24 protein-coding genes are annotated in these 23,845 nt (G+C 42.6%); 14 read left to right on the top strand and 10 right to left on the bottom strand.

The features are described from left to right. Nucleotide 1: 1 nt before the first annotated feature. Entirely contained in the window at nt 2–883 is an 882-nt protein-coding gene (locus ELZ11_RS19320; RefSeq protein ID WP_137359016.1) for a mechanosensitive ion channel family protein, read from the top strand. Between the two features lie 148 nt (nt 884–1,031). Further along, nucleotides 1,032–1,952, top strand: coding sequence for a LysR family transcriptional regulator (locus ELZ11_RS19315; RefSeq protein ID WP_137359015.1), 921 nt, complete (start codon nt 1,032–1,034; stop codon nt 1,950–1,952). A gap of 65 nt (nt 1,953–2,017) precedes the next feature. Here the strand turns inward: ELZ11_RS19315 and ELZ11_RS19310 are convergent, their stop codons facing one another. Both ELZ11_RS19310 and ELZ11_RS19305 read right to left on the bottom strand, forming a co-directional pair. Further along, a complete protein-coding gene (locus ELZ11_RS19310; RefSeq protein ID WP_137359014.1) occupies nt 2,018–4,042 on the bottom strand; it encodes a sensor histidine kinase in 2,025 nt (674 codons plus the stop codon). Next, entirely contained in the window at nt 4,029–5,495 is a 1,467-nt protein-coding gene (locus ELZ11_RS19305; RefSeq protein WP_137359013.1) for a sigma-54-dependent transcriptional regulator, read from the bottom strand. The genes ELZ11_RS19310 and ELZ11_RS19305 overlap by 14 nt, the downstream gene beginning before the upstream one ends. Before the next feature lie 301 nt (nt 5,496–5,796). Between ELZ11_RS19305 and ELZ11_RS19300 the strand changes: the two genes are divergently transcribed. The 6 genes from ELZ11_RS19300 (at nt 5,797) to ELZ11_RS19275 (ending at nt 10,738) form a co-directional block, all read left to right on the top strand. Next, the gene (locus ELZ11_RS19300) at nt 5,797–6,603 is read left to right on the top strand and encodes an ABC transporter substrate-binding protein (protein ID WP_137359012.1); all 807 of its coding nucleotides are present in this window, start codon (nt 5,797–5,799) and stop codon (nt 6,601–6,603) included. 32 nt (nt 6,604–6,635) lie between these two features. Next, entirely contained in the window at nt 6,636–7,334 is a 699-nt protein-coding gene (locus tag ELZ11_RS19295) for an ABC transporter permease (protein WP_137359011.1), read from the top strand. Nucleotides 7,335–7,343: 9 nt separating this feature from the next. Then, entirely contained in the window at nt 7,344–8,063 is a 720-nt protein-coding gene (locus ELZ11_RS19290) for an energy-coupling factor ABC transporter ATP-binding protein (protein ID WP_137359010.1), read from the top strand. Beyond that, nucleotides 8,041–8,625, top strand: a complete 585-nt coding sequence (mobA, locus tag ELZ11_RS19285) for a molybdenum cofactor guanylyltransferase MobA (protein WP_137359009.1) — start codon at nt 8,041–8,043, stop codon at nt 8,623–8,625. Before ELZ11_RS19290 ends, mobA begins: the two co-directional genes overlap by 23 nt. Further along, nucleotides 8,625–10,406, top strand: a complete 1,782-nt coding sequence (locus ELZ11_RS19280) for a bifunctional molybdopterin-guanine dinucleotide biosynthesis adaptor protein MobB/molybdopterin molybdotransferase MoeA (RefSeq protein ID WP_137359008.1) — start codon at nt 8,625–8,627, stop codon at nt 10,404–10,406. Before mobA ends, ELZ11_RS19280 begins: the two co-directional genes overlap by 1 nt. Before the next feature lie 68 nt (nt 10,407–10,474). Beyond that, nucleotides 10,475–10,738, top strand: coding sequence for a DUF2960 domain-containing protein (locus ELZ11_RS19275; protein WP_137359007.1), 264 nt, complete (start codon nt 10,475–10,477; stop codon nt 10,736–10,738). Between the two features lie 105 nt (nt 10,739–10,843). Here ELZ11_RS19275 and nagK read toward each other — a convergent pair whose 3' ends face one another. Beyond that, the gene (gene nagK / locus ELZ11_RS19270; protein WP_137359006.1) at nt 10,844–11,752 is read right to left on the bottom strand and encodes an N-acetylglucosamine kinase; all 909 of its coding nucleotides are present in this window, start codon (nt 11,750–11,752) and stop codon (nt 10,844–10,846) included. A 153-nt stretch (nt 11,753–11,905) separates the two neighbouring features. Next, the gene (locus tag ELZ11_RS19265; RefSeq protein WP_137359005.1) at nt 11,906–12,646 is read right to left on the bottom strand and encodes a tRNA-uridine aminocarboxypropyltransferase; all 741 of its coding nucleotides are present in this window, start codon (nt 12,644–12,646) and stop codon (nt 11,906–11,908) included. 75 nt (nt 12,647–12,721) lie between these two features. Here ELZ11_RS19265 and ELZ11_RS19260 point away from each other — a divergent pair, with 75 nt between their 5' ends. Next, the gene (locus ELZ11_RS19260; RefSeq protein WP_137359004.1) at nt 12,722–13,537 is read left to right on the top strand and encodes a sterol desaturase family protein; all 816 of its coding nucleotides are present in this window, start codon (nt 12,722–12,724) and stop codon (nt 13,535–13,537) included. Nucleotides 13,538–13,601: 64 nt separating this feature from the next. Here the strand turns inward: ELZ11_RS19260 and ELZ11_RS19255 are convergent, their stop codons facing one another. Then, a complete protein-coding gene (locus ELZ11_RS19255) occupies nt 13,602–15,635 on the bottom strand; it encodes a methyl-accepting chemotaxis protein (protein WP_137359003.1) in 2,034 nt (677 codons plus the stop codon). Nucleotides 15,636–15,739: 104 nt separating this feature from the next. On the opposite strand from ELZ11_RS19255, the gene ELZ11_RS19250 reads away from it, so the two are divergent. After that, nucleotides 15,740–16,231, top strand: coding sequence for a C40 family peptidase (locus ELZ11_RS19250; RefSeq protein ID WP_137359002.1), 492 nt, complete (start codon nt 15,740–15,742; stop codon nt 16,229–16,231). A gap of 62 nt (nt 16,232–16,293) precedes the next feature. On the opposite strand, the gene ELZ11_RS19245 is transcribed toward ELZ11_RS19250, so the two are convergent. The 3 genes from ELZ11_RS19245 to ELZ11_RS19235 form a co-directional block, all read right to left on the bottom strand. After that, nucleotides 16,294–16,638 carry a DUF3802 family protein gene (locus tag ELZ11_RS19245; protein WP_137359076.1) on the bottom strand — a complete coding sequence of 115 codons (345 nt, stop codon included), beginning with the start codon at nt 16,636–16,638 and terminating at the stop codon, nt 16,294–16,296. Nucleotides 16,639–16,822: 184 nt separating this feature from the next. After that, complete coding sequence (locus tag ELZ11_RS19240) at nt 16,823–17,791, bottom strand: sensor domain-containing diguanylate cyclase (protein ID WP_137359001.1); 969 nt, start codon at nt 17,789–17,791, stop codon at nt 16,823–16,825. Further along, the gene (locus ELZ11_RS19235; RefSeq protein WP_137359000.1) at nt 17,791–18,759 is read right to left on the bottom strand and encodes a response regulator; all 969 of its coding nucleotides are present in this window, start codon (nt 18,757–18,759) and stop codon (nt 17,791–17,793) included. Before ELZ11_RS19235 ends, ELZ11_RS19240 begins: the two co-directional genes overlap by 1 nt. Before the next feature lie 225 nt (nt 18,760–18,984). On the opposite strand from ELZ11_RS19235, the gene ELZ11_RS19230 reads away from it, so the two are divergent. Both ELZ11_RS19230 and ELZ11_RS19225 read left to right on the top strand, forming a co-directional pair. Then, nucleotides 18,985–19,851, top strand: a complete 867-nt coding sequence (locus ELZ11_RS19230) for a fructosamine kinase family protein (protein WP_137358999.1) — start codon at nt 18,985–18,987, stop codon at nt 19,849–19,851. 43 nt (nt 19,852–19,894) lie between these two features. Next, a complete protein-coding gene (locus ELZ11_RS19225) occupies nt 19,895–20,098 on the top strand; it encodes a CPXCG motif-containing cysteine-rich protein (RefSeq protein ID WP_137358998.1) in 204 nt (67 codons plus the stop codon). 51 nt (nt 20,099–20,149) lie between these two features. Here ELZ11_RS19225 and ELZ11_RS19220 read toward each other — a convergent pair whose 3' ends face one another. Further along, complete coding sequence (locus tag ELZ11_RS19220) at nt 20,150–20,758, bottom strand: riboflavin synthase subunit alpha (protein WP_137358997.1); 609 nt, start codon at nt 20,756–20,758, stop codon at nt 20,150–20,152. 138 nt (nt 20,759–20,896) lie between these two features. Here ELZ11_RS19220 and ELZ11_RS19215 point away from each other — a divergent pair, with 138 nt between their 5' ends. Then, nucleotides 20,897–22,267, top strand: coding sequence for an MATE family efflux transporter (locus tag ELZ11_RS19215; protein WP_137358996.1), 1,371 nt, complete (start codon nt 20,897–20,899; stop codon nt 22,265–22,267). 40 nt (nt 22,268–22,307) lie between these two features. On the opposite strand, the gene ELZ11_RS19210 is transcribed toward ELZ11_RS19215, so the two are convergent. Then, nucleotides 22,308–23,150: a DNA ligase gene (locus ELZ11_RS19210; RefSeq protein ID WP_208746725.1), complete on the bottom strand. Its 843-nt coding sequence runs from the start codon at nt 23,148–23,150 to the stop codon at nt 22,308–22,310. 306 nt (nt 23,151–23,456) lie between these two features. Between ELZ11_RS19210 and ELZ11_RS19205 the strand changes: the two genes are divergently transcribed. Beyond that, nucleotides 23,457–23,777: an STAS domain-containing protein gene (locus ELZ11_RS19205; RefSeq protein ID WP_137358994.1), complete on the top strand. Its 321-nt coding sequence runs from the start codon at nt 23,457–23,459 to the stop codon at nt 23,775–23,777. The last annotated feature ends 68 nt before the right edge of the window (nt 23,778–23,845 follow it).

The following is a 23,845-nucleotide window of genomic DNA, read 5'->3' as shown; positions in this document are numbered from 1 at the left end:
GATGACAAAGATTTTCTTACTATTAGCGGCCATTTTTATTTCGTTTAATTCAAGCGCAGCCGAAGACATTGCAAATCTCGATAACATCCAGCAATTCGCGAGCTTGATTCGTTGGAGTGGCGTATTTTTCTCTGTACTCGTGGTTGGGGTTACTTGGCTACTGATTAAGTTTATGAATTCAATGGTTGAAAGCATCGGTCGTCAATTTGTGCAATATCGAATGCTTCTGCAGAAGGTTCAGTCCTTCCTTCAATTCTTTATCTATATGACCGCTGGTTTAGTGGTATTCATGATGAGCTTTCGAATCAATGACCATATTCTTGCTTTAATCGGAGGCACGCTTGCTGTTTCTGTTGGCTTTGCGCTAAAAGACCTTGCCGCGTCCTTTATTGCTGGGTTGACCGTCATGATTGACCGACCGTTCCAAGTAGGTGACCGCGTCACATTCGAGGGCAATTATGGCGACATTATTACGATAGGTTTACGTTCGGTTCGAATGAGAACGTTAAATGATGACATCATCACCATTCCTAACAATAAGTTCTTAAATGAAGTTACCACCAGTGGCAACTATGGGGCTCTAGACATGCAAGTGGTTATCCCCTTTTATATTGGGATGGACGAAGACATAACGCTAGCCCGCGATTTGATTCAAGAAGCCGCTTCGTCTAGTCGCTATATTCACTTGCCTAAACCTGTAACTGTTTTAGTTCAGCAAACTATCACTGATAATTACCTAGCGATTAAACTAACGTGTAAAGCGTATGTCGTTGATACGACTTATGAAAAGCTCTTTGAGACAGATATTACCCTTAGAGTAATGAAAGAGTTCAAGAAACACGGTATTAAGCCACCAGTCATAGCATTCAATACGACCCAATAACCCAAAGATGCCACTTAAGGTCAATTGGCGTAAGTGGCTTTATTAACGTCACCTTGTTATTTTTACAGGCTTTTGTTTTCTAACTCTTTCATTTTCTTTAACAAATCAGCTATATTCCAACTAAGAATCAGACCCGTAGATCACTCACATGAAAAACTTCGATGCCAACCTATTAAGAGTTCTTGCAGTATTACTTGAAGAACGCAGCGTAACAGCCGCCGCTGAGCGTCTGTATAAAAGCCAGTCGGCAGTGAGTAAACAGCTTGGTAAACTGAGAGAAACGTTTGATGACCCGTTATTTGAACGCCAAGCTACGCATTTAAACCCGACTCCGAAAGCACTCTCGCTCGCGCCCCGTGTGTTTGAGATACTCAATCAATTAGATCAATTGGCTATCCCATTAGAGTTTGAGCCTCAGCATAGCCAGAGGACCTTTCAATTCGACTTATGTGAAACCGCTTATTCATCAATATTTCTCGACTTCATGCCTCCGCTGTTGGAACAAGCGCCAAACATTAAAGTGCTAAACCAACCTTGGTCGGATAATAGCGTTAATCGTTTATTAAGACGTGAAGTCGATTTTGGTGTTGGCATTTTCGAATGGGATGAACGTGCAGAAACCCACTATCTCAATATTCCTGATGAATTGCATTACGTTGAGCTGATGCGGGATAGCTCGGTTTGTTTGATGCGTAAGAACCACCCGGCACTTGCCGAAGAATGGACCATGGACACTTTCTTAAAACATCGTCACATTGAGCTAAAGATTGGCGGAATGGAACGTTGGCTACTTAATGAAGTGTTGTCTTTAGAGCATAAGCAGCTTAATACCGCGGTAAACATGCCAGATATTAACAGCGCTATGAAGTTGTGTGCTCGAAGTGATCTATTTTTATGTTGCCCAGCCTCATCGGTAGACTCTTTTCAAAGCAGCTCAGAATTGGTCGCAAAGTCCCTACCACTTGACCTGAAATCTGGCGGACTAGCCTTAGTTTGGCATAAGCATTTCGACAATGATCCAAGCCACAAATGGTTACGAGAATTAATCATCAGCAGCACAAGTTCCTAGCGAGGTTTGTAAAAAAGCCCTCGCTCTATGAAGATTGAGGGCTTTCTCAGTCAAATTAAGTGGTTTTAAATATTGGCGATCATTAGCTCTTTTTCAGCCTTGTTTGGCAGGTAAACACTGAAACAACTCCCTTTACCTACTTCTGATCTCACCTTAATCTCGCCGCCGGTATGACTTAAGATGCTCTGTGATACAGACAGCCCAAGCCCAGTACCGTCACGCTTTGTTGTATAAAATGGAGAGAATATTCGACTCAATTGTTCTTCACGGATCCCACAACCTTCATCTTCAACATGAATGACCGCACCTTGAATTTCTCCGTGCTCTATCCAGTCCTCAGACAATATTGTTAAACGCCCTTCTCCATTCATCGCATGGATGGCATTCATCTGCAGGTTCACTAAAATTTGCAGCAACTGATTACGATTCACTTCTACCGATGTTTTAGCCGTGAGCTTAGAAATATATTCAATATTCTTCTTCTTCGCTCCGGTCTTAACCAAGGTGATACTCTCATCAACGATTGGATTAATGTGCTGCCACGTGATTTCGTCTTGCACACCGCCCTGTCGGCTGTATTGCAACAAGCTCCGTGTGATGTTTCGGATACGGTCTATCTGTTCCATAATCGCCGTGATTTCTTCGTCAACTCGCTCAGCATCATTGGCAAGCTCAAATTTCATCAACTCAACATTGCCAAGGATCACGGCAGTTGGGTTGTTGATCTCATGAGCAATGCCTGCGGTAAGTTCACCTAATGCCGCCAGTTTCTCATTCACGACCAACTTATCTCTCGCTTGGTTGAGCAGTTTAATATGGTGCTCTAATTGCTCGGTCTTCTCTTTTAAACTGGCCGTTCTTTCAGTGACTTTGCATTCTAGTCTTAGTGCCGCGTCGTTGATTTCTTTATTACGTTGATGAAGTAAATCCAACATTTTATCGAACTGTTTCGCGAGCTGAGTAAGTTCATGTTTATCATCGAGCCCTAACGTACCAATACGTTTGTCTTGCCCCATCTGAACCAATTTGACGACTTTGTGGATACGTTCGATTGGGTTGAATAAGTCTCTTGCCCCTCTATACACAATAAGACCAGATACTAATAACAACGTCAGTATGGTTAAACTGATTTCACCTAAATTGGTTAGGTAAGTTTTGATCAACGGCCAGATCAAATAGCCCGTATAAAGCATGCCGATCACGTTGTCATATTGATCCCGAATTGGCTGATACGCAGTAATGTACCAAGCATCATGAACATAAGCTCTGTCGTGCCATTCTTGCCCTTTATTAAGCACTTTAGAGTGCACTTCGTGCGAAACTCGCGTACCAATTGCGCGTCCAGCACGCTCGTCACTATCTAACGGAACATTAGTGCTAACCCGTAAATCATCGAGAAACACTGTAACCGTGCCTGTTCTACGTATAGAACCTTCGCGTGGTGGGTAAATTAAGTTGCGAATTTGATCAACAAGTACCGTCGAGTTGTTCAATAGGATCCCACCGTCCAAGAATCCAATAATATCGTTGTATTTGTTGGTAATTGGAATCACGGTTCGGCTCACTAAGCCGCGAGTTTCGACGCCATTTCCATTTAATAATGGGACTTCAGCCCGAATGGCTAGCTCATGATCGAGCGCGTCGAGCTCTTTTTCATTGAGCACATCGAAGAAGGACTCTTTACGTGTGAGATCGAGGAACTTCCACTTGTTCTCCATGGTATTAACACGGTGCCAGCGTAAAAAGTCCAACTGATAACGCTTGCGGTTGTCGGTTACCCATAAAGCGAAATCGGTGTCTTGGTACTCACTTTCGAGTCTGGAGCGAAAATCATAAGAATCAGCAAAAGCTTTTACATTGTTTGCTTGTTGATGTTGGATAAGGTTGATGCTGTTATCGGCAACGTCCAAACGTTCAGATACATCAACCAAAGCCCCTTGCCACGTGTAATGAACCGACCAATACATAGTAATCGCGATCAGAGCACACAAGGTCAATATAATTGGGGCTGAAGTGAGGAACAGCAGGCGATAACGCACCATCGTTTTGAATCGAAATCGCCATTTGGAAGCTAAATTATGAATCGGCATATTCCGAACCTTCTGCGTACCACTCTTTGTATTTTCGTTCTAAAGTTTTACGAGCAACTCCAAGATCACGAGCAGCAGCCGATTTATTACCATCATGATGGGCAACCAGCTGTTCTATATGAGCTTTCTCAACCTCTTTTAGCGTCCAGTCATTTGGGTAGCCTTCTTCGCCATCCTTTACATCTATGCTCGGTAATTCTGCAGTATGTGACACCGTCACCGAAACATGAGTGGGTGTGACTTCTCCACTTAGTTCTCGCCAATAGTGTGCTGGTGGCTTGCCAAGTAATATGCATCGTTCCATTAGGTTTTTCAGTTCACGAATATTCCCTGGCCAGTTGTATTCGTTCATCGCCAAAATGTCTTCATGCGCCCACATTGGCTCAGGCATTCCTAGCTCACTAGATAAAATGCGTGTGAAATGTGGGACTAATTCAATGAGATCTGAAAGTCGTTCACGTAATGGTGTGACATCAACCTTTAGTACGTTGAGTCGATAATAAAGATCGCGTCGGAATGTACCTTTATCGACCTCTTCCTGCAAATTGCGGTTAGTCGCTGCGACAACACGTACATCAACTGAAATTTCACGCTCACTGCCCACAGGTCGAATCGTGCGCTGCTCTAATACTCGTAGTAGCGCTGATTGCATAGGAAGTGGCATCTCACCGATTTCATCGAGAAATAACGTTCCGCCATTTGCGACTCGAAACAAACCTTCCCGGCTTTTCTTCGCTCCAGTAAACGCCCCTGAAGTGTGACCAAACAATTCACTTTCTAAAAGCTCAGGCGCAATTGCTCCGCAGTTGATAGGCACAAATGGTCCGGTTCTTTTACTAGCTTCATGAACACCACGCGCCACCAACTCTTTACCCGTACCAGATTCCCCTTCTATAAGTACTGAAGCTCGTGAAGGAGCAAACTGAGTAATTAACTGTTTAAGCTGTTTGGTTTTATCGGAACTTCCAATGATCTCAGTAGTGATATGGCGGCTGATATCTCTTTTTAGAGCATACTGCATACGTTGCTCTAGTCTTTTGTCCATGCAACCTAATACTGCTTGAATCATTTGCTCTAGATTGAATGGTTTGAGTATGAAGTCAGAAGCCCCAAGCTTTAGCGCCGAGATGGTCATATCTAAATCCGCGTAGCCCGTCATGAATATTACGTCTGAACGTTTATCCGGGTCATTAAACGCTTCTTCCCACTCGATTCCCGAACGACCAGGCAAGTTGATATCAAGCACGATAAGATCAAAATGATCTTTGCATCTGAGTATTTCAGCTTCTTCAACTGAGCCTGCGCACTCTACTTTTCCAAAGAATTTACCTAACGCCTTCTTTAAAATTGCCTGCATTCCTACTTCATCATCAACAACCAATACTGAAAAAGCTTGGTATTGATTAGGTAGGGAATGCTCATTGCTTTGATCGTTACGAGTGAGAGTAGACATAATATTCTTATGGTTATCGAGTAATGAGACAGAGTGTACCAAGTATAAGTAAGTTCAATAGGTTTAATATGCGACATTTTGTCCTAGCTCAAACTTTACTTGTGTTATTTGTCAATGCTGCACGCTAATTGTTTGAATTAACGTCATTTTTTAGAACTGCAGATATGTCCATTCTTGGCACTAAGATTGCTTTAACGATTATTACGATATGCAGACACCTGTATTTCAAAAGAAAAAGGTCAAAAAGAGCGGAGTTTCTTAAGGCCCTTATCGACTATCTATAATCAGAATGGACATAATAATGAAAGCAATCCCCTTAACAATTGCAGCCCTTTCTATCGTCAGCTATTCGGCTAGTAGCGCAGAAGATACTTCACATATCAAACTTGCCACCACAACCAGCACTTATCACTCAGGTTTACTTGACTACCTACTGCCTGAATTTGAAAAAGACTCCGGATACAAAGTTGATGTCATTGCAGCAGGTACAGGCAAATCATTGCGCATGGGCCAAAACGGCGATGTTGATTTGGTGATGACCCACGCACCTAAAGCTGAAGCGAATTTTGTAGAAAAAGGCTACGGCGTACTTCCACGCAAGTTGATGTACAACGACTTTGTGATTGTTGGCCCAGTCACCGACCCTGCAAAAATCGAATCTCAAAAAACGGTTGCTGAAGTATTTAAATCAATTGCGACAAACAACGTAACCTTCGTTTCTCGCGGTGATGACTCCGGCACACACAAAAAAGAAATGGGGATTTGGGCGCAAACTGAGATGGAGCCAAATTTTGGTGGTTACCGCTCTGTAGGCCAAGGTATGGGGCCAACGCTTAACATGGCGGCAGAAATGCAAGGCTATACCATGACTGACCGCGGTACTTGGCTGGCCTATCAAAACAAATTGGACCTATCGGTACTTTTCCAAGGCGACAAGAACCTATTTAACCCTTACCAAGTGATCTTGGTGAACCCTGAACGTTACCCTGCCATTAACTATCAAGGTGCAAAAGTGTTTAGTGATTGGTTGGTTAACCCAAAAGGCCAAAAACTGATTAACGAATTCAAATTGCATGGTAAGCAGCTATTTGTCGCTAGCGCTGAATAACACACGATTGGCTAACTAACACGAGAAACTTCATGACCCTTTGGCAGACGACGCTTGACGCGCTAAACCTGTTGGTAAACTTCGATAACGAACTGTGGCAGATCGTTGCTGTTTCGTTCAGCGTTTCACTCTCTGCAATTTCGTTAGTGATTCTGCCTTCGATCATTATGGCGTTCTTACTCGCGTATACGAACTTCCCTGGTAAGTGGGCGGTCTTGTCCATTATCAATACGCTTCAAGCTATCCCTACCGTTGTTATCGGGTTACTTCTTTATATGATGCTTTCTCGATCTGGCCCTTTGGGTGATTGGCAAATGCTATTCACCCAAAAGGCCATGATATTTGGTCAGATGCTAATTTGTTTTCCTATCTTGGTGTCGATGATGCACGGAGCATTACAAGCTAGTGATAGACGTGCCCTAGAGACAGCCGTAACGCTTGGCGTTTCCACCACAAGAGTTGCTGCCACTTTAGTCTGGGAAACTCGCTTTCCACTACTCGCTGCAACCATTGCAGCATTCTCAAGAATCGTTACTGAAGTTGGGTGTTCAATGATGGTTGGCGGCAACATTATGGGCATGACTCGTAATATCCCAACAGCTATCGCAATGGAAAGTCATAAAGGTGCTTTTGCTCAAGGTGTTGCGCTTGGAATGGTGTTGTTGTGTTTGGCTTTAGCATTGAACTTTTTTCTCTCTAGCGTGAGAGGAAAAGGCTATCTACGTACATAGGTAAGCGGAATGAGTATAAAAATCACCACGAAGCAATTATCGGTACGCTTTAAAGAACGTGTTTTATTCCATATACCTGAGTTGAGTATTGGGCCAAACGACGCCATTTATCTCAAAGGTGACAATGGTGTTGGTAAAACCACTTTGCTAAAAGTATTAGCGGGCTTAACCAAGCCGACTACTGGTTGTATCCAAGGCGCAAATACTGGCTGGAAAGCTAAGCTATTTTCTCGAACAAAGTTTAAAGACATTATTTACTTGCACCAATCTCCTTATCTATTTGATGGAAGCGTCTACCAAAATGTCGCTTATGGCATCCGATTTGTAAAAGAGTGCCAAAAAGATAAGCGAGCGCAAATAATTAACGCTTTGAGGATGGTAGGTTTGGAAACATTGGCCGACGAACACGTTTCTGTTTTATCAGGAGGTGAGCGTCAGCGTGTCGCAATGGCAAGAGCTTGGATTCTAAAACCATCTATTTTGTTGATGGATGAGCCAAGCGCTTCTTTAGACAAAGAATCTATTGAAAGATTGGTCGTAATGGCAGAAGATCTGCTGCAACGCGGCGTTAGTTTAGTGATCACAAGTCACCAAACCAATGCCCTTACTGATTTATGCCAAAAACAATGGTGGATTAAGGACAATACCTTAACCGAATCACCAATGTTGCACGTTATTCAGAAACACAAAGCACAAGAGAAATTATATGTTGCTTCCAACGCAAACTAGTTGGGTTATTTTGGCAGGCGGACAAGCCAGCCGTATGGGCGGAAAAGACAAAGGCTTAGTTGAGCTGAACGGTCAGCCACTCGTACAATACGTAATTGATAAGCTTTCCCCACAAACCGATTCAATTCTCATCAACGCGAATCGTAACTTAGATTGGTATCGTCAGTTCGCACCTGTTGTTGAAGATGCTTTTCCTGATTTTCCGGGACCACTAGGCGGTATCCATGCTGGTCTTAAGCATGCTTCACATGATTGGGTGGGGTTTGTGCCATGCGACAGCCCTCAGATCAATGAAGATTTAGTTGAGAGATTCTGCCAACAAGTTGAAGCCGACAGCGACATTCTGGTCGCTCACGATGGCGAATATAAACAACCTGTTTTCACTCTTTTCCATAAACGTGTGTTACCCAAGCTTGAAGCTTTTTTAGCGCGCGGAGATCGAAAAATCATTCTCTTGTATAAAGAATGCCAAACCAGCTTTGTGGATTTCAGCGATTCACCAAATTGCTTTGTTAATCTCAATACGCCAGAAGAACTTAAACAATTCGGAACTATCCAGTAATGACAAACATTAAACGCCACCCTAGCCTGCCACTTCTTGGTTTCGCGGCATACAGCGGTACAGGTAAAACCACATTACTCGAAGCCTTACTTCCACTATTAACAGAGTCTGGATTACGCATTGGCGTTTTAAAGCATGCGCACCATGACTTTGATGTTGATAAGCCGGGCAAAGATAGCCATCGTTTAAGAAAAGCTGGCGCAAGCCAAATGCTAATTTCTTCACGTAACCGCCATGCGTTAATGACCGAGACACCAGACTCTGAGGCGGAGTTCGACTATTTGTTGACTCGTTTCGACTCGGATAAACTGGATTTGATCTTAGTTGAAGGCTGTAAAAACATCGCTTTTCCTAAAATTGAGCTTCATCGAGAAGAAGTCGGAAAGCCTTGGTTATACCCAAACGATAGCAACATTGTTGCGATTGCGGCCGATACTCAGGTGGACAGTGAATTGCCGCAAATGTCGATTAATGATCTACAGGCGATAAGTGAATTTGTTATCCAATATGCTCAGAACGTTGATGTGAAAGTAGAAAGCACATCACCCGCTGCGTGTTGTGACTCCTTCTCACCAGCAGGTTTAAGTGTGAGTCAAGGTCAGGAAAAAATACTCGACAGTATTTCACTACCTGAATTGAGTGAAACGGTAAACTTGAATGATAGTTATCAGCGAGTATTAGCCGACGACATTATCTCTCCGATTAACGTACCTCAATATACTAACTCTGCTATGGATGGTTACGCTATTCGTGGTGACGATGACAGCGACGAGTTTACTGTGGTCGCTGAAGTAATGGCAGGTTATGCTTTCGAAGGCATTGTAGAGCACGGCCAAGCTGTAAAAATCATGACCGGGGCACCGATGCCTAAAGGTGCTGACACGGTAATCATGCGAGAACAAGCTCAACAAGAGCACAATATTGTTAAGTTCCCGAACGCTAAATTTTCTATTGGTCAGAATGTTCGTCAAGCAGGTGAAGATCTTGCCGTCGGCCAAGCGGTATTTACCAAAGGAACCCGCGTTGAAGCGCCTGAAATGGGCATGATTGCATCGCTTGGTTTTGGCACTTGTTTAGTGAAACGTAAGGTCAAAGTCGCGATTTTCTCTACAGGCGATGAAGTCCAAGCTCCTGGTGAGCCGCAGAAAAGCAATTCTATCTATGACTCGAATCGCTTTACCATTATGGGCATGTTAAGAAACCTTGGCTGTGATGTTGTCGACTACGGCATTATCGAAGACGACGAAGGTAAAATGCTCGATGTTTTACATACCGCTTCTATTGATGCAGATATGGTGATCACATCCGGTGGCGTATCGGTTGGTGATGCTGATTACATTAAACTCGCACTAGATAAGCTTGGAGCAATTGATTTCTGGCGTATCAACATGCGTCCAGGTCGTCCATTGGCTTACGGAAAAATAGAACAAACCCCTTTCTTTGGGCTACCAGGAAACCCTGTTGCTGTTATGGTTTCATTTATCAACTTTGTCGAGCCTGCCATTCGTAAACTACAAGGTCAGGAAAATTGGTTACCTGTTAAGGCTAATGCAGTAGCAACTGAATCAATTCGTTCACGCCAAGGACGTACCGAATTTAGCCGCGGTGTGTTTAGCATGAATGATAACGGCGTGCTTGAAGTTCGTACTACTGGTAAACAAGGCTCTGGTATTCTACGTTCAATGAGTGAAGCAAACTGCTTAATTGAAGTTTCACTCTCTGTAGATACAGTAAAAGCGGGTGAAAGCGTGACAATTATCCCACTTCAAGGCAGAATCTAGCCCATTAGATTTTGAGGGCCGGATTATGGTTATTTGGCCTTTCAATATGAGCATTTAGAGAGATTACTATGGCACGCACAATTCTTTACACGTACAAAGATGAAGACAAAGAATTACTGTTTTCTTACCAAGAGCACCGCACAATTCAAGAAGCGGTTGCAGCGGCAGAAGGCATCGACATTACTGAGTACCTAAAGACAGAACAACAGCTTGAACTTATCTCTGATACCAAAGCGGTTCGTAACTACCAAGACAACTACTTCCGTAAGTTAGGCTTTAGCAAATTAACGTTAAAGCAAAAGGAAAACTTGGGTGTTGGTAAAAAGAAATAACAATTGATAGGTTATTTCCGAGAAAACTAAAAAGGGTTGATGCCATGCATCAACCCTTTTCTATTCTTAGTCATGGCTACTCTTAAAGTAAAGCAGTAGCTAGAACTATTTAATGTTTAAGAAAGCGGCACCACGAACGCCACCTGAATCACCATGTTTTGCTTTGATGATTTTTGGACACTTAGCAACAGAAAGAAGATATTTAGGAACACGCTTAGGCATTTCTTCATAAATCAATTCAAAGTTCGATAGACCGCCACCTAGAGCTACGACATGCGGATCAAGCGCAGTAAACAAATTACCGAAACAGATCGCCAGTAATTCCATGAAGCGTTCTACATGCTCTGACGCTTTTTCTTCACCTTGTGCGTGAGCTTCGATGATTTCAATGGCTTTCTTCTTCTCGCCAAAGTAGTGTTCGTACAATAGCTCGAAGCCTCGCCCTGATAAGTAGCTATCTAAACAGCCTTTTTTACCACAACCACATCCTAATAATGGCGCGTTGTCTCCAAGGTGTAGCCATGCATCTAAAGGTAAACGCATGTGCCCTAGTTCACCAGCAACGTGGTTACGACCAGAGAATACCTTGCCATCGTAAATGAGTCCGCCGCCGAATCCAGTACCAAGGATTAGGCCAGCAACCGATGGTTCGTCTTTCAGTTCTTCATCCCAAGCTTCAGATAGAGCAAAACAGTTTGCGTCATTCTCTATTTTTACAGAGCGGCCAATCTTTGCTTCTAGATCAGCGCGTAATGGCTTACCTTTTGCTGCTGGTACATTAACGGTAAGAACCGTTGCATCTTCAGCGTCTTCCATACCAGGAAGTCCTAAGCCAATCTTACCTTCACAAGAGAATTCGGCATCATACTTGTTAACTAGAGCTGCGATCGTATCAACCAATTTTGAATAATCGTCTGTTGGTGTTGGTACGCGTTCGGTAGCAACTCGCTCTAGATTTTCATTGAAGGCACCAAATTCAATCTTAGTACCGCCAACATCAAAGCCGTAATACATGTAACTCTCTCCTGATTCTTCCCTAAAAATGGGAGTTTTAAACTAAACTAGGGGCATTATCCATATCCCTCCCCCCACAAACCGTGACCTGAAGCGTATTTATTTGCTCAGTGAGTTTGGTTGAGCAACATGTCAGCACTGAGTCATCAAAGCTTAGAGTGAAGTCTCACTTTTACTGTGTTCAATGAAAGCAGTGAGGCTTGGCTTAGTTTGATCCGATTTGTAGCGTGTTTTACTTAGCATGTAGCTTTCTCTAAATGCTTCAAACCATAAATGAAGTGTTTCTGCTGCTTCGGTTTCTTCAGCCTGTTTTAGGACTAAGCTCGCCACTTCTGCCGTCGAAAGGTGCTGATCATTATCCGATTTACGCATCATGTATTGCGATACAGACTCTGGCTCAATCGAGAGAACAGGAAGATTTTGGAGGTACTCGGAGCGTCGGAAAATTCTACGAGCTTCTCTCCAGCTGCCATCGATAAAGATTAGTAACAATGTTTTATTTGGGTCACGTAGATTAGGCAAACTCTCAACAACGCGAGATTTGTCATCTGTGTAATCTTCTGGGAAAACGATAACTGGCTGATACTTTTCATCCTTCAGTACATTAAGCATCTGCTGGTTAGGTTCTGTCCTATGCCACAAGTACACATGGCTGTCTTTTACCGTATCAACGATTAAACGCCCGGTATTACTAGGCTTAAGCACTTCGTTATCTGACAAAATCAACATGGTTGCGACATTACTTTCAATATCAGGCTGATGTTCGCAAATACAATGCCCCTGTTCAATTTTGCAATATTCGCAACGGACAACCTTACAGCCACGAGCTTTAAAAGGCTTAGTTGAAAGGGAAAGTCGGTGTTTATACAAGTCGTGAAACGCGTGGATTCTCATGGTCGATAACGATAGGTCTAGAAAAGTGGCACGATTGTACTTACAGTGACATGAGAATGATAGAAGGAATTCTTTATGCAAGACCCGTCAATGTTGCGCCTTGTTTGTTTTGTGGTCGTTTTTACGCTATGCGCGTTATGGGAGCACCGTTTACCGAGAAAAGCCCTGACTCAGAGTAAGTGGTACCGCTGGGGTAACAACTTTGCGTTAGTTGCATTAAATAGCGTGCTTTTGGCAACCTTAATTCCAATTGCAGCCTTTCAAGCAGCACTAATCGCAGAAAATAATCAATGGGGACTATTCAACGCCTTACAAATACCAAATGAGCTTAAAATCATTGTCTGTGTCGTTTTGCTCGATTTAGCTATCTACTTCCAACACCTAATTTTTCACCGAGTACCTTGGCTTTGGAAATTGCACCGCGTTCATCATGCCGATTTGGATATTGATGTAACGACCGGAAGCAGGTTTCACCCAATAGAAATGATTTTGTCGATGCTAATAAAAGTTTGCATCGTGATTACTTTAGGGGTTCCCGCCATTGCAGTTGTTATCTTTGAGGTAATTCTCAATGCCAGCGCGATGTTCAACCATAGCAATGCTAGGTTGCCGTTAGCGATTGATCAGCGCCTAAGGAGATGGATAGTCACACCCGACATGCATCGGGTTCATCATTCGGTTGAAGTTAAAGAAACGCATTCAAATTTTGGGTTCTTTTTATCGGTTTGGGACTTAATGTTCAAAACCTATCGCGACCAACCTAAACTAGGACACGATAAAGTGGTAATTGGCGTTCCAGAAATTAGAGATTCAAAAGCGCAAAAGTTACAAAGAATGCTAATCCAACCGTTTGTTCGTCATCCAAACTCTATCGATAACCCCAAATCATAAGCACGCTTTAATGAATTTGATAAAGTCGCTGTATCTCTCACAAGATACAGCGCCTTATTGTTATCTACTTTAATACATACTTGTGGAGCATGGTTTGCTGATTGCCCGCAATCTGTGCAACCTGTTGAGAGCTTTCCACCATGGATTCAAGTTGATACTTGGTACTTTCACCACGATCAGAGACTAAGCTAATTGAGCGCGATACATCGGCCGTCGCCCTTTCTTGCTCTTCGGTTGCAACCATAATCTGCTCAACTCTGCCTCTGATTTTCTCGACAGCTTGCGCGATCTCCTCAAATGTTGTTTTTACATCATCACTCGTTTCTAGTGCGTTCGACATTTCCTTTCTAGATTCAGTGACAGCGTCACGAGATTTATCTGCCGCCGCGACAAGCTCATTCATCATTTCGCGAATATTCGTCGTTTGCTGCGATGTGCCGCTTGCTAGTTTTCTAACTTCATCAGCGACAACCGCAAAGCCTCTACCTTGCTCGCCAGCGCGTGCTGCCTCAATGGCTGCATTTAATGCCAACAGGTTGGTGCTCTCAGCGATACCACTGATCATATCCACCATTTCACGAATCTCTTTTACTCGCGAATCAAGCTCAACCATAGACTCTTCGTTGATATTCAAAGTATTTTCTAATGAATGAAGTCGAGCTTGGTTTAAGCCAATCACCTTACTACCTTGTGACGATTGCTTAGCTGCCGTAACGGCATCGTCATTCGAAGCATTCGTTATTGCAGCGATTTCGCCGATTGAGGCTTCTAACTGTGTGATGGTAGTGATCATGCTTTGGAGCGAATCATTTTGCTGAACTAAGCTGTAATTAGTCTGCTCTGCTGCTTCATGGCTTACCTCTGCAGTTTGGTATAACGTTTCACAGTTTCTCGTCACTGTAGAAAGTGAGTCATTCGTTGCACTGATGACAAGGTTTAGCTTACGCGCAATCTCTTTTAGTTCATATGGGCCGACTTGCTTAGCATCACCAGAGAAGTCGTGGTTGGAAAGCTGAGTAAGCTGCTGAGTAATGTTTTTAAGGCCTTTGTTGGTCCATGCACGTAGCCAAAGCCAAGACACGAACACAACCAGTGTGATTACCAGGCCACTCATCAATATCACTTTAACAATCGTAGAGATCGTCGAGGTTACGACTTGCTCGCTACTACCGATAATAGAAGATGCTTGACTAGAAACATCATTAAGCGTTGTGATGGTTCTGTCGGCAACCTGAGTAAGTAATGCTAGATCTTGCTTCTGCTTTTCTGCTAACTCTAATTTGCTCAGGATTTGTTTAAGCACACCTTGCGTTTCAAACCCACTTTGTACCATCTCATAAGGCGCTGTTAAGCTAGCAAAATCTTTAATATCTGGATGCCACTCTGAGAAATCATCATACGCTAAGTTAATGCCGGCAATACGGTTGCGCATTTCTTTATATTCGCGCTCAGCACTTGCCAGGTTCTCCTGCATCATCAATACAAGGAACGTGCTTTCCATTGAACTTGCGCTTGCCGTAAATCGGTTTGCTGCGTCGTAAGCCTCTGGATTGTTTTGAACAAGGAAAGAACTGATTCGGTTCATCTCTGGACCAATCGAACTTAAACCATAGCGAAATTCGGTTACATCGCTATTGATACGCTCTTGTCGGTGTAAAATCGACATTTGGGTGTTCAATATCTCCAGTGACAGTGATTGAAGCTGTTCAATATCATCCTTCAATGCAAGCTGTTGCTCTTTTGACACTGCGGCACTAAAGTTGTCGGCGATTAAAAATAGCGACTGTATGACTGAATTGGAATGCTCGTTAATGGCTGTAATAGATTGTTGAATGTCGCTCAACGAAGTCATGTCTTCAGTTTGAGTTCCATAACTGAGCAACTTTACTTGTTCCAAAATGCTCTGGGTTAAATCAGCATTGTGCATTGCGAGTGGTAACGCTTGTTCTGATAAAGTCTCGAAGTGTTTCCCTACACGCTCTACACCACGAACACTGGTGAAAGACAAAATAACGACGAGTAAAATGATAGAGACGAAGATGACACTGATCATTTGGATCAACGACAAAGAGTTGCGAGGACGTTTTAAATTGGTCATATAAAATCCAGTTTGACTCAACAAGGGAGACCCCTTAATTTAAGGCGTATACTAGAATCCGCAGATGACGGTTTTATTTCATTCCAATTTCAGAAAAGTGACAGATGAAATCCTTTACTACACTTGGGTTTACCCTCCTGTTTTCTCTTTTAAGCGGGTGCAGCACCAATAAGGGTGCGGACATGCAAAAGGCGCTTCGTCTTAGTGACGTCACCTTATCTAATGCAGAGATGAAAACTAACGCAGCATACTATGCATTGTATGAGCAATGGCAAGGCGTTCCCTATTTGTATGGAGGTTCATCCTTTAACGGAATAGACTGTTCCGCTTTTGTCCAAATTATCGTACGAGATGCAACGCAGCAACTTCTCCCCCGAACGACTGAGCAACAGAGCCGAGTTGGCCAGTCGATCAATTATGAATATGCGAAAAGTGGTGACCTGGTGTTTTTTAAAACATCACGAACAACCAATCACGTTGGAGTCTATTTAGGGAATATGCAGTTTTTACATGCATCAACATCGAAGGGGGTGATTATTTCTAGGCTGGATAACCCGTACTGGGCTTCAGTATTTTGGCAGTTCAGGCGAGTATGACCCCGCCCTATTTTACTTAGTTTCTGGTTGGTTAGCGATAAACGCACTTTAACCAGTTGTCACTAATCATATTTCGCGACAGCAGAATCGAATAAATTCTTAACTAGAGCGATGTACTCGTCTAGAAATTCGATTTGTTCGTTGGTTGCTTTTTTATTCCAAGCGCCGGCTAGCACTTCACCTAAATCTTCAGCAACAGAATCGGCTTCTTTCAACAGCTGAAAGCGTACACTTGAATGCAATTCAGGGTTTTGCTCGAAAATAGCCATAATGTTGCTAGAAATCATATCAGTTACGATATCTTCTACACTCTCATTACCAGTGTCACCTTGCTCTTTAGCAAACACATCTAAATTAAACGCCAAGTGCTCAATTAACGCTAAATAACCATCGGTTTCTACAACCACTTTACTTCTCCATTTCTGAGCTAGTACTAGATATCGAAATACATCCGTCAATAGTAATACTAAGACAACTCTGACATTTGTCATCAATATATTTCGAAAAACCTAGCACAGGTTTACTACATGGTAATTATTTGAACGATATGATGAATAGTATTCCATCAGGAATCGCAACACAAAGGCTCGATTATGAATCACTTGGCATAAAAACTGTGGTTTGGTTTCGGCCATTTTCTTTTGAGCGATATAGACAGTTATCTGCTTGTTTAAGCCAATCCATATAATCTGTAACATAAAGACTGGTTTCACATACGCCAAGACTTACCGTAAATTGAATCTCATGTCCATCGGATTCCACGACAGTTCGTTCGATTCGCTTTCTCAATCGCTCGGCAAAGTATTGAGCCTGATCTGAAGTTGTATCTGGCAACAAGACCGTAAACTCTTCACCACCATAACGGCCACAAACATCTGAGCCGCGTGCAGTTTGCTGTACTATTTGCGCTGTTTTTCGTATCACATCATCACCTACGGTATGCCCGTAAGTATCATTAACTTTCTTAAAATGATCGATGTCGAAGATAACAATTGATGACGAAGAATCTACCGCCAAAGTACGGTTAAATTCTTCTTTGAGACATTCCTCCCAGAACTTTCTGTTGTAAAGCCCAGTCAGCCCGTCTGTCTTGCTTGCTTTAGACAACAGCAAGTTTGCTTCACGCATTTGAATCTTATTTTTAGCAATATCAGACACGTCATTAATAATGATGGAAAGATGGGAAATATCTCCACACAGAGAGCGTAATGGAGTAATCACGACATCTTGATACATTAGTTCTTCACCGTTAGACACAGGAGAAAAGTTACAAAACTCGAAAAGGTAAGAACGGTCTTCCCAGCTAGAAAATGACTTCGTTTCTAAATCTGCCGCGGCTTCTACTTTTGTCTTCAACCAACTTTCAGGTAAATCTGGACACACCTCAAACAGATTTTTTCCCATAATATGCTGAGACAATATACCGCTATAGGACTGCATAAAGCTGTTCCACACGCATACATTGTATTCTCTATCGATAACCAATAGACCTGAATCCATGGTATCCATGATTTGCATAACCCAATGGAAGTCTGCCATATCAAGCGTTAAATCAGACACTACAAAATCTCCATAATGCTATGAATAAGTTCGACTGATTTTTTATCGAGTAAAAACAGCACTTCGCACTCAAAGTCTAACCGCTCCGCGGTATAGGTATATTCAATTGTAAACATGGTTTCGCTATCTGATGTCGCTGCATTGGTAAGTGACGACATGTCCATCACCGTCGGTTGGCGAAGAGAAATGTCTTTATCTATTTGACCGCCTAAAGAAACGAGATAAGAGGACACCAACAAGTTTGAAATATTGAGAACAATTTCGTTATAGGTACTGTGTTCAAGCGGATAACCCAATCGACGACCTATCTCCTCAATATCATTACCACGAAGACATACTAGTGCTTCTCCATGTAGTCCACCTCCAACGAAACGTTGTGAAACCGCAACTGAGCCCTCACGTTGCAGCACGTCCAACATTGCCATTCTCAGTTCACCAAAACTCAGCGGGCCAACATTTGGGATTGGTAGTTGAATAAATTCGTTTAGGTGATCGGCCATAATTGCGGCCCCTTTACCAAGAGCAATGTTAGTTAGCTCTTTGAACTTAGCTAAACACTCTTCTTTCGTAGGTTTGGCATCTTGTTGAATTGCAGGTCGACTTTGATGAAGTTTCAACCCTAGATCTTCAAAGATTGGTTCGATGATCTTGTTTGAAAATGGCTTAGCGACAAATTCATAAGCCCCAAGGCTTAAACATCGACTTTTGGCTTCTTGTTGTACATCCCCTGATACAACAATCACTTTTGTTGGATAGTGGCTTACTGGTAAGGCTGCTAATACCTCAAAACCGTCCATTACCGGCATGGTTAAATCGAGGAACATTAGATCTATGTTTTGCTCACTAATGATACTCAATGCTTCACGCCCATCCTGGGCAAAACAAATCGTATTTTGAACACTTTGACAGATGCTTCTAGCTATCGACTTTCTCGCTACGGCAGAATCATCGCAAATGAGGATCTTCATAAAATGTTACTTGTTGTATAAAAACCTAACATACTGTTTATTGTATATGCTTGTTATATCTATCAATACTCCTTCTTCAGTTTATAAGCGACCAAAGTCACATTTAGGCTAATAATTTCACTACGGCCCTCTTTTCACAGCAGAACATTGAGCTTGTCGTCTATTATTCACTCAAAAATATCCTAAACTATTGCTAAGAAACCATATTCACTTTGGGGATTTCCTATGTGGCAGGCCATTTCTCAACAGTTGTCAGATACTCTAATGTTCAGTTTCAATATTTCTGAGCGCGTTAAAGTGCCAGGTGGCGATATCAATGATTGTTATATGATCAGCGATGGCAATGAGCGCTATTTCGTCAAAGTGAATAACAAGGAATTTATTCATAAATTTCAAATAGAAGCGGAGAACCTTCGCTTACTTCGTGAAACGTCTACCGTGTTTGTACCTGAATTGGTTCACATCGGCACTAGCAAAGATTCTGCGTTTATTATTCTTAACTATTTACCGACTAAGCCGCTTGAGAATGATAAATGCAGTTTTGATTTTGGCGTTCAACTGGCCAAACTCCACCTTTGGGGCGAGCAAAAAGAGTTCGGTTGCGACCAAGACAACTACCTAGGCAATACTCTTCAGTTGAATCCTTGGCACAAAAAGTGGGCACGATTTTTCTCTGAGCAACGCATTGGATGGCAACTCCAGCTGTTAAAAGAGAAAGGCATTGAGTTCGGAAGAATTGATGAGATGGTCGATTTAGTCCATACCAAACTTGCTGGGCATAACCCTAGGCCTTCCCTATTACATGGCGACCTATGGCACGGAAACGTATCAAACTCTGCATTTGGCCCTATCTGCTACGACCCAGCTTGCTATTGGGGTGACCGCGAATGCGACATTGCCATGACTGAGTTATTTGAAGGGTTTCAGCCAGAATTTTATCAAGGCTATGAGTCCGTAGCACCGCTCGATATTGGCTATACTGAGAGAAAAGGTATTTACAACTTATACCACCTGCTAAATCACTGTAATCAATTTGGCGGGCATTATCTCGCTCAGACCGAAGCTTGTATAAAAACAATCCAAGCATTCTGACTTTGTGGAAGGTAATTAGTTAAGAAGTAAGAGGATTAACTCTATGCATAATTACACAGAGAAAAGGGTGACGTGTCCGCACTGCGGGCACTCAATTGGAATAACGTTAGATGCCACTAATGGCAGTCAAGATTTCTATGATGATTGCCCTGCCTGTTGCAACGCCATACATTTAGACATGCAAGTCGATGAAGCCAATAACGCGATTAACTTATTCATTGACGCAGATGACGAGCAAGTCTTTTAAATAGAAGAGCACGCTAGGAATGCATACACATAACGTGCTCTTTTCTCATTTCTACTTTTGATTGGCTAATACGCGCTCAACGGTATCAACTATCGCTTGAGTTTGCGGATCGAACTCAATGTTTACCTTGTCACCCACCACTCGTTTGCCAAACAATGTTCGAGTTAAAGTTTCTGGAATCAGGTGAACAGAGAAACGATTATCTTCAACTTCACCAATAGTCAATGAACAGCCATCAATCCCGATGTACCCTTTCGCTAACACATACTTCATTACTGATTCAGGTAGTTCAAACCAGATTGTCCGATTGTTTTCGGTAATGATAATGTCGACAATTTCTGCAACTTGAGAAATATGGCCAGACATGCTGTGACCACCAATTTCGTCACCAAACTTCGCTGCACGTTCGATGTTTACTTGATCGCCCGCTTTCAACTCTCCAAGGTTGGTAAGAGCAAGGGTCGCTTGCATTAAATCGAAGGAAATCTGCTCTCCATCAATTTGGGTAACGGTTAGGCAGCAACCATTGTGTGCCACTGACGCACCAATAGTAAGTCCTTGATTCATTTCACTACTCAATTCGATTACGTGAGTTTGAAACTTTTCTTTTTGTTCAATCGCAACTACAGTCGCTAGTCCTTGCACAATTCCTGTAAACATCTTCAGTTCTCGCAGTTTTTCGTAGCAGTTATTGTTACATTTCTTTATGATTCGTCCTAGGGGAACTCTGAATTTTTCATTCCTACTCTCTCCCCCTCCAAATAATCTTTTTATCTACTCTATTTTTCGGAGTGCTGTGTGCATCGTTATAAGAAAGAAGCATCAAATTTAATCAAACTGGCAACACCTGTACTTATTGCTTCTGTAGCACAAACAGGCATGAGCTTCGTTGATACAGTTATGGCGGGTGGCGTTAGTGCTATCGATATGGCAGCGGTATCCATCGCTGCAAGCATCTGGCTACCAACGATTCTATTCGGAGTCGGCTTGTTAATGGCTCTAGTGCCAGTCGTTGCTCAATTAAATGGCTCGGGCCGCCAAGTGAAAATACCTTTTGAAATTCAACAAGGAATCACTCTGGCTTTGATCATGTCGCTGCCTATAGTGGGCGTGCTGTTTCAAACTCAATCCATTTTGAATCTAATGGATGTTGAGCCATTAATGGCCGAAAAAACCAATGGCTATATGAATGCGGTAATGTTCGCCGTACCTGCATTCTTGTTGTTCCAAACACTGCGAAGCTTTACCGATGGTATGTCACTGACTAAACCAGCTATGGTGATCGGTTTCCTTGGACTACTACTGAATATCCCGCTTAACTGGATGTTCGTATACGGCAAGCTTGGTGCACCAGCGCTTGGTGGCGTTGGTTGTGGTGTTGCGACAGCCATCGTTTATTGGATTATGTTTGCGCTACTTTTAGCCTACGTGATTACATCTAAACGATTAGCAAAGATCAACATCTTTGGTGAGTTCCATAAACCTCAGCTAAAAGCTCAAATTCGCCTTTTCAAACTTGGTTTTCCGGTAGCAGCGGCTATTTTCTTTGAAGTGACCTTGTTTGCTGTAGTTGCCTTACTCGTCGCACCTTTAGGTTCATTGATCGTTGCTGCGCACCAAGTCGCGATTAACTTCTCATCGCTGGTGTTCATGCTTCCAATGAGTATTGGTGCCGCTGTAAGTATTCGTGTTGGTCATAAGCTTGGTGAAAACGATATAGAAGGCGCAAAAATCGCAACGCACGTGGGTATCATTGTCGGTCTATCTACTGCTCTGATCACTGCAGCACTAACGGTTCTATTACGTGAAGAAATCGGCCTACTCTACACAGAAAACCGCACTGTAATTACCATCGCCATGCAGTTACTATTGTTTGCAGCTATCTACCAATGTACTGATGCTATTCAGGTTATCGCAGCAGGTGCGCTACGTGGTTATAAAGATATGAGGTCTATTTTCAACCGTACATTTATCGCGTATTGGTTGTTAGGTCTACCAATTGGTTACGTATTGGGTATGACAGATTGGATCGTAGAACCACTAGGCGCTCATGGGTTCTGGGTAGGCTTTATTGTCGGGTTATCTGCGGCAGCAATCATGTTAGGTTTGCGCTTACGTTGGATGCATAAGCAAGATGATTCGGTTCAATTAGAGTTTGCTAACCGCTAATCTATTTACTGTATTGAATGAGCTCGAAATAGGGGCTCATTCAAAATCCCTCTCTTTCTCTTAAAAAGCGGGCAAACTTAGGAATCCCATTTTGCGTGTAACCGTTATACCTAAATGTGATGGTACTTCCTATCTCGGGCGGATCTAATCTCATCTCATCATTGAATCCACTCCCGATGTAAAACTCAGATCCATTTTCAAGTTTCACTAGCACTGACCCCATCATTCCCTTGTACTTTCCCGTACCTGATTTGTAGCCAATGACTAAGGCCTCTGCATCACTATGGCGTTTGAGTTTCAATAGATCGTTACTTCTGCCCGCTTGGTATCGACTTGACACTTTACGAAGCATAATGCCTTCACCTTTATCAGTATCGATATTGTCTAACTTATGAAATAAGGCATGCTCACTCTTGATAGGTGTATGTTCAATATATTTGATGTGGGAGTCGCCAATAATATCGACCCAATGGATGATGTTGTAATACCTTTTTTGATAATCACCCGCGGCGCCAGGCATATCGAAGAGCATATAGTCGATGTTGCGCCATGCATCATCGGAAGGTGTGTGGTCCAGTACCGTAGCTTGAACTATGTGGAAGTTGCCCCTTCCTGCCCACAATTCTCCTTCAAGCTTTATATTGGGCAAATTTTCGGTAAACCACCTAGGTGCGTAGATTCTATTCCCATTTCTGGTGAAAAGCTTATCTCCATCCCAAAGCGCTCGGATTCCATCAAGCTTTTCACTCTGCCAATAATGTTCGACATTGACTCCTTGCTCGTACTGATTTGCGAGGACCAGCTGCTCTGGTGGAAGTCCAACTGGCGCAGCAGAACATGGTAAAGAAAGTGATATCGCCAAAGCGATCTTGCTAAGTTTTATTTTCATTGAACCTAATCATTTTCATAACTCTTACCTAGTTTGTATCATTATTAATCAAACCAATAGTAAGCATCATTACATCAATGCGACCTATCAGTCATAACTTACTCAAAATTCATCGTGATTGATTAAATTCTACGATCGACTTCCTGTTTCTTTGCCCACTTTACCTTGTCAAAAAGAGAATAAACCTTTTCTCAAAATGAGAAAACACAATCGCGACATCGTAAGTTGTTGATTTTAATTAATTTAATATCTGGCACAGTTTCTGCTCTTTGTATATCAGACACCCAAGGAGATAGAACAATGGAACTACGTAAAATTGAAGCAAGCAAAGAAGTACTGACACTTACCATCTTCGGTGACTTAGATGCGGTAGGCAGTCGTGACGCACAAACCGACATTGACGATGTGATCTCAAATGACGTCCACCCTGAAATTGAATTGGATTTTAGCCAAGTGGAGTTTCTAGATTCCTCTGGTGTCGGAGCAATTGTTTACATGTTCAAACGCCTAACTGAGCGCGAAAGAAACATGCGTTTAGAAAACGTGAAAGGCCAGCCACTAGAAATCATGAATTTACTTCGTATTGGCCACGCTATTCCGGTTAATTCACGTGCAGATTAAGTGCGATACCTGAATATCTATTAAGTAACTAAATAATAACAATAATAAATCGATTCAAAGGAAGTTGG

This window comes from Vibrio profundi (assembly GCF_005281835.1).
Taxonomy (GTDB): Bacteria; Pseudomonadota; Gammaproteobacteria; order Enterobacterales; family Vibrionaceae; genus Vibrio; species Vibrio profundi.
This window is presented reverse-complemented; position numbering and strand designations above follow the sequence as displayed.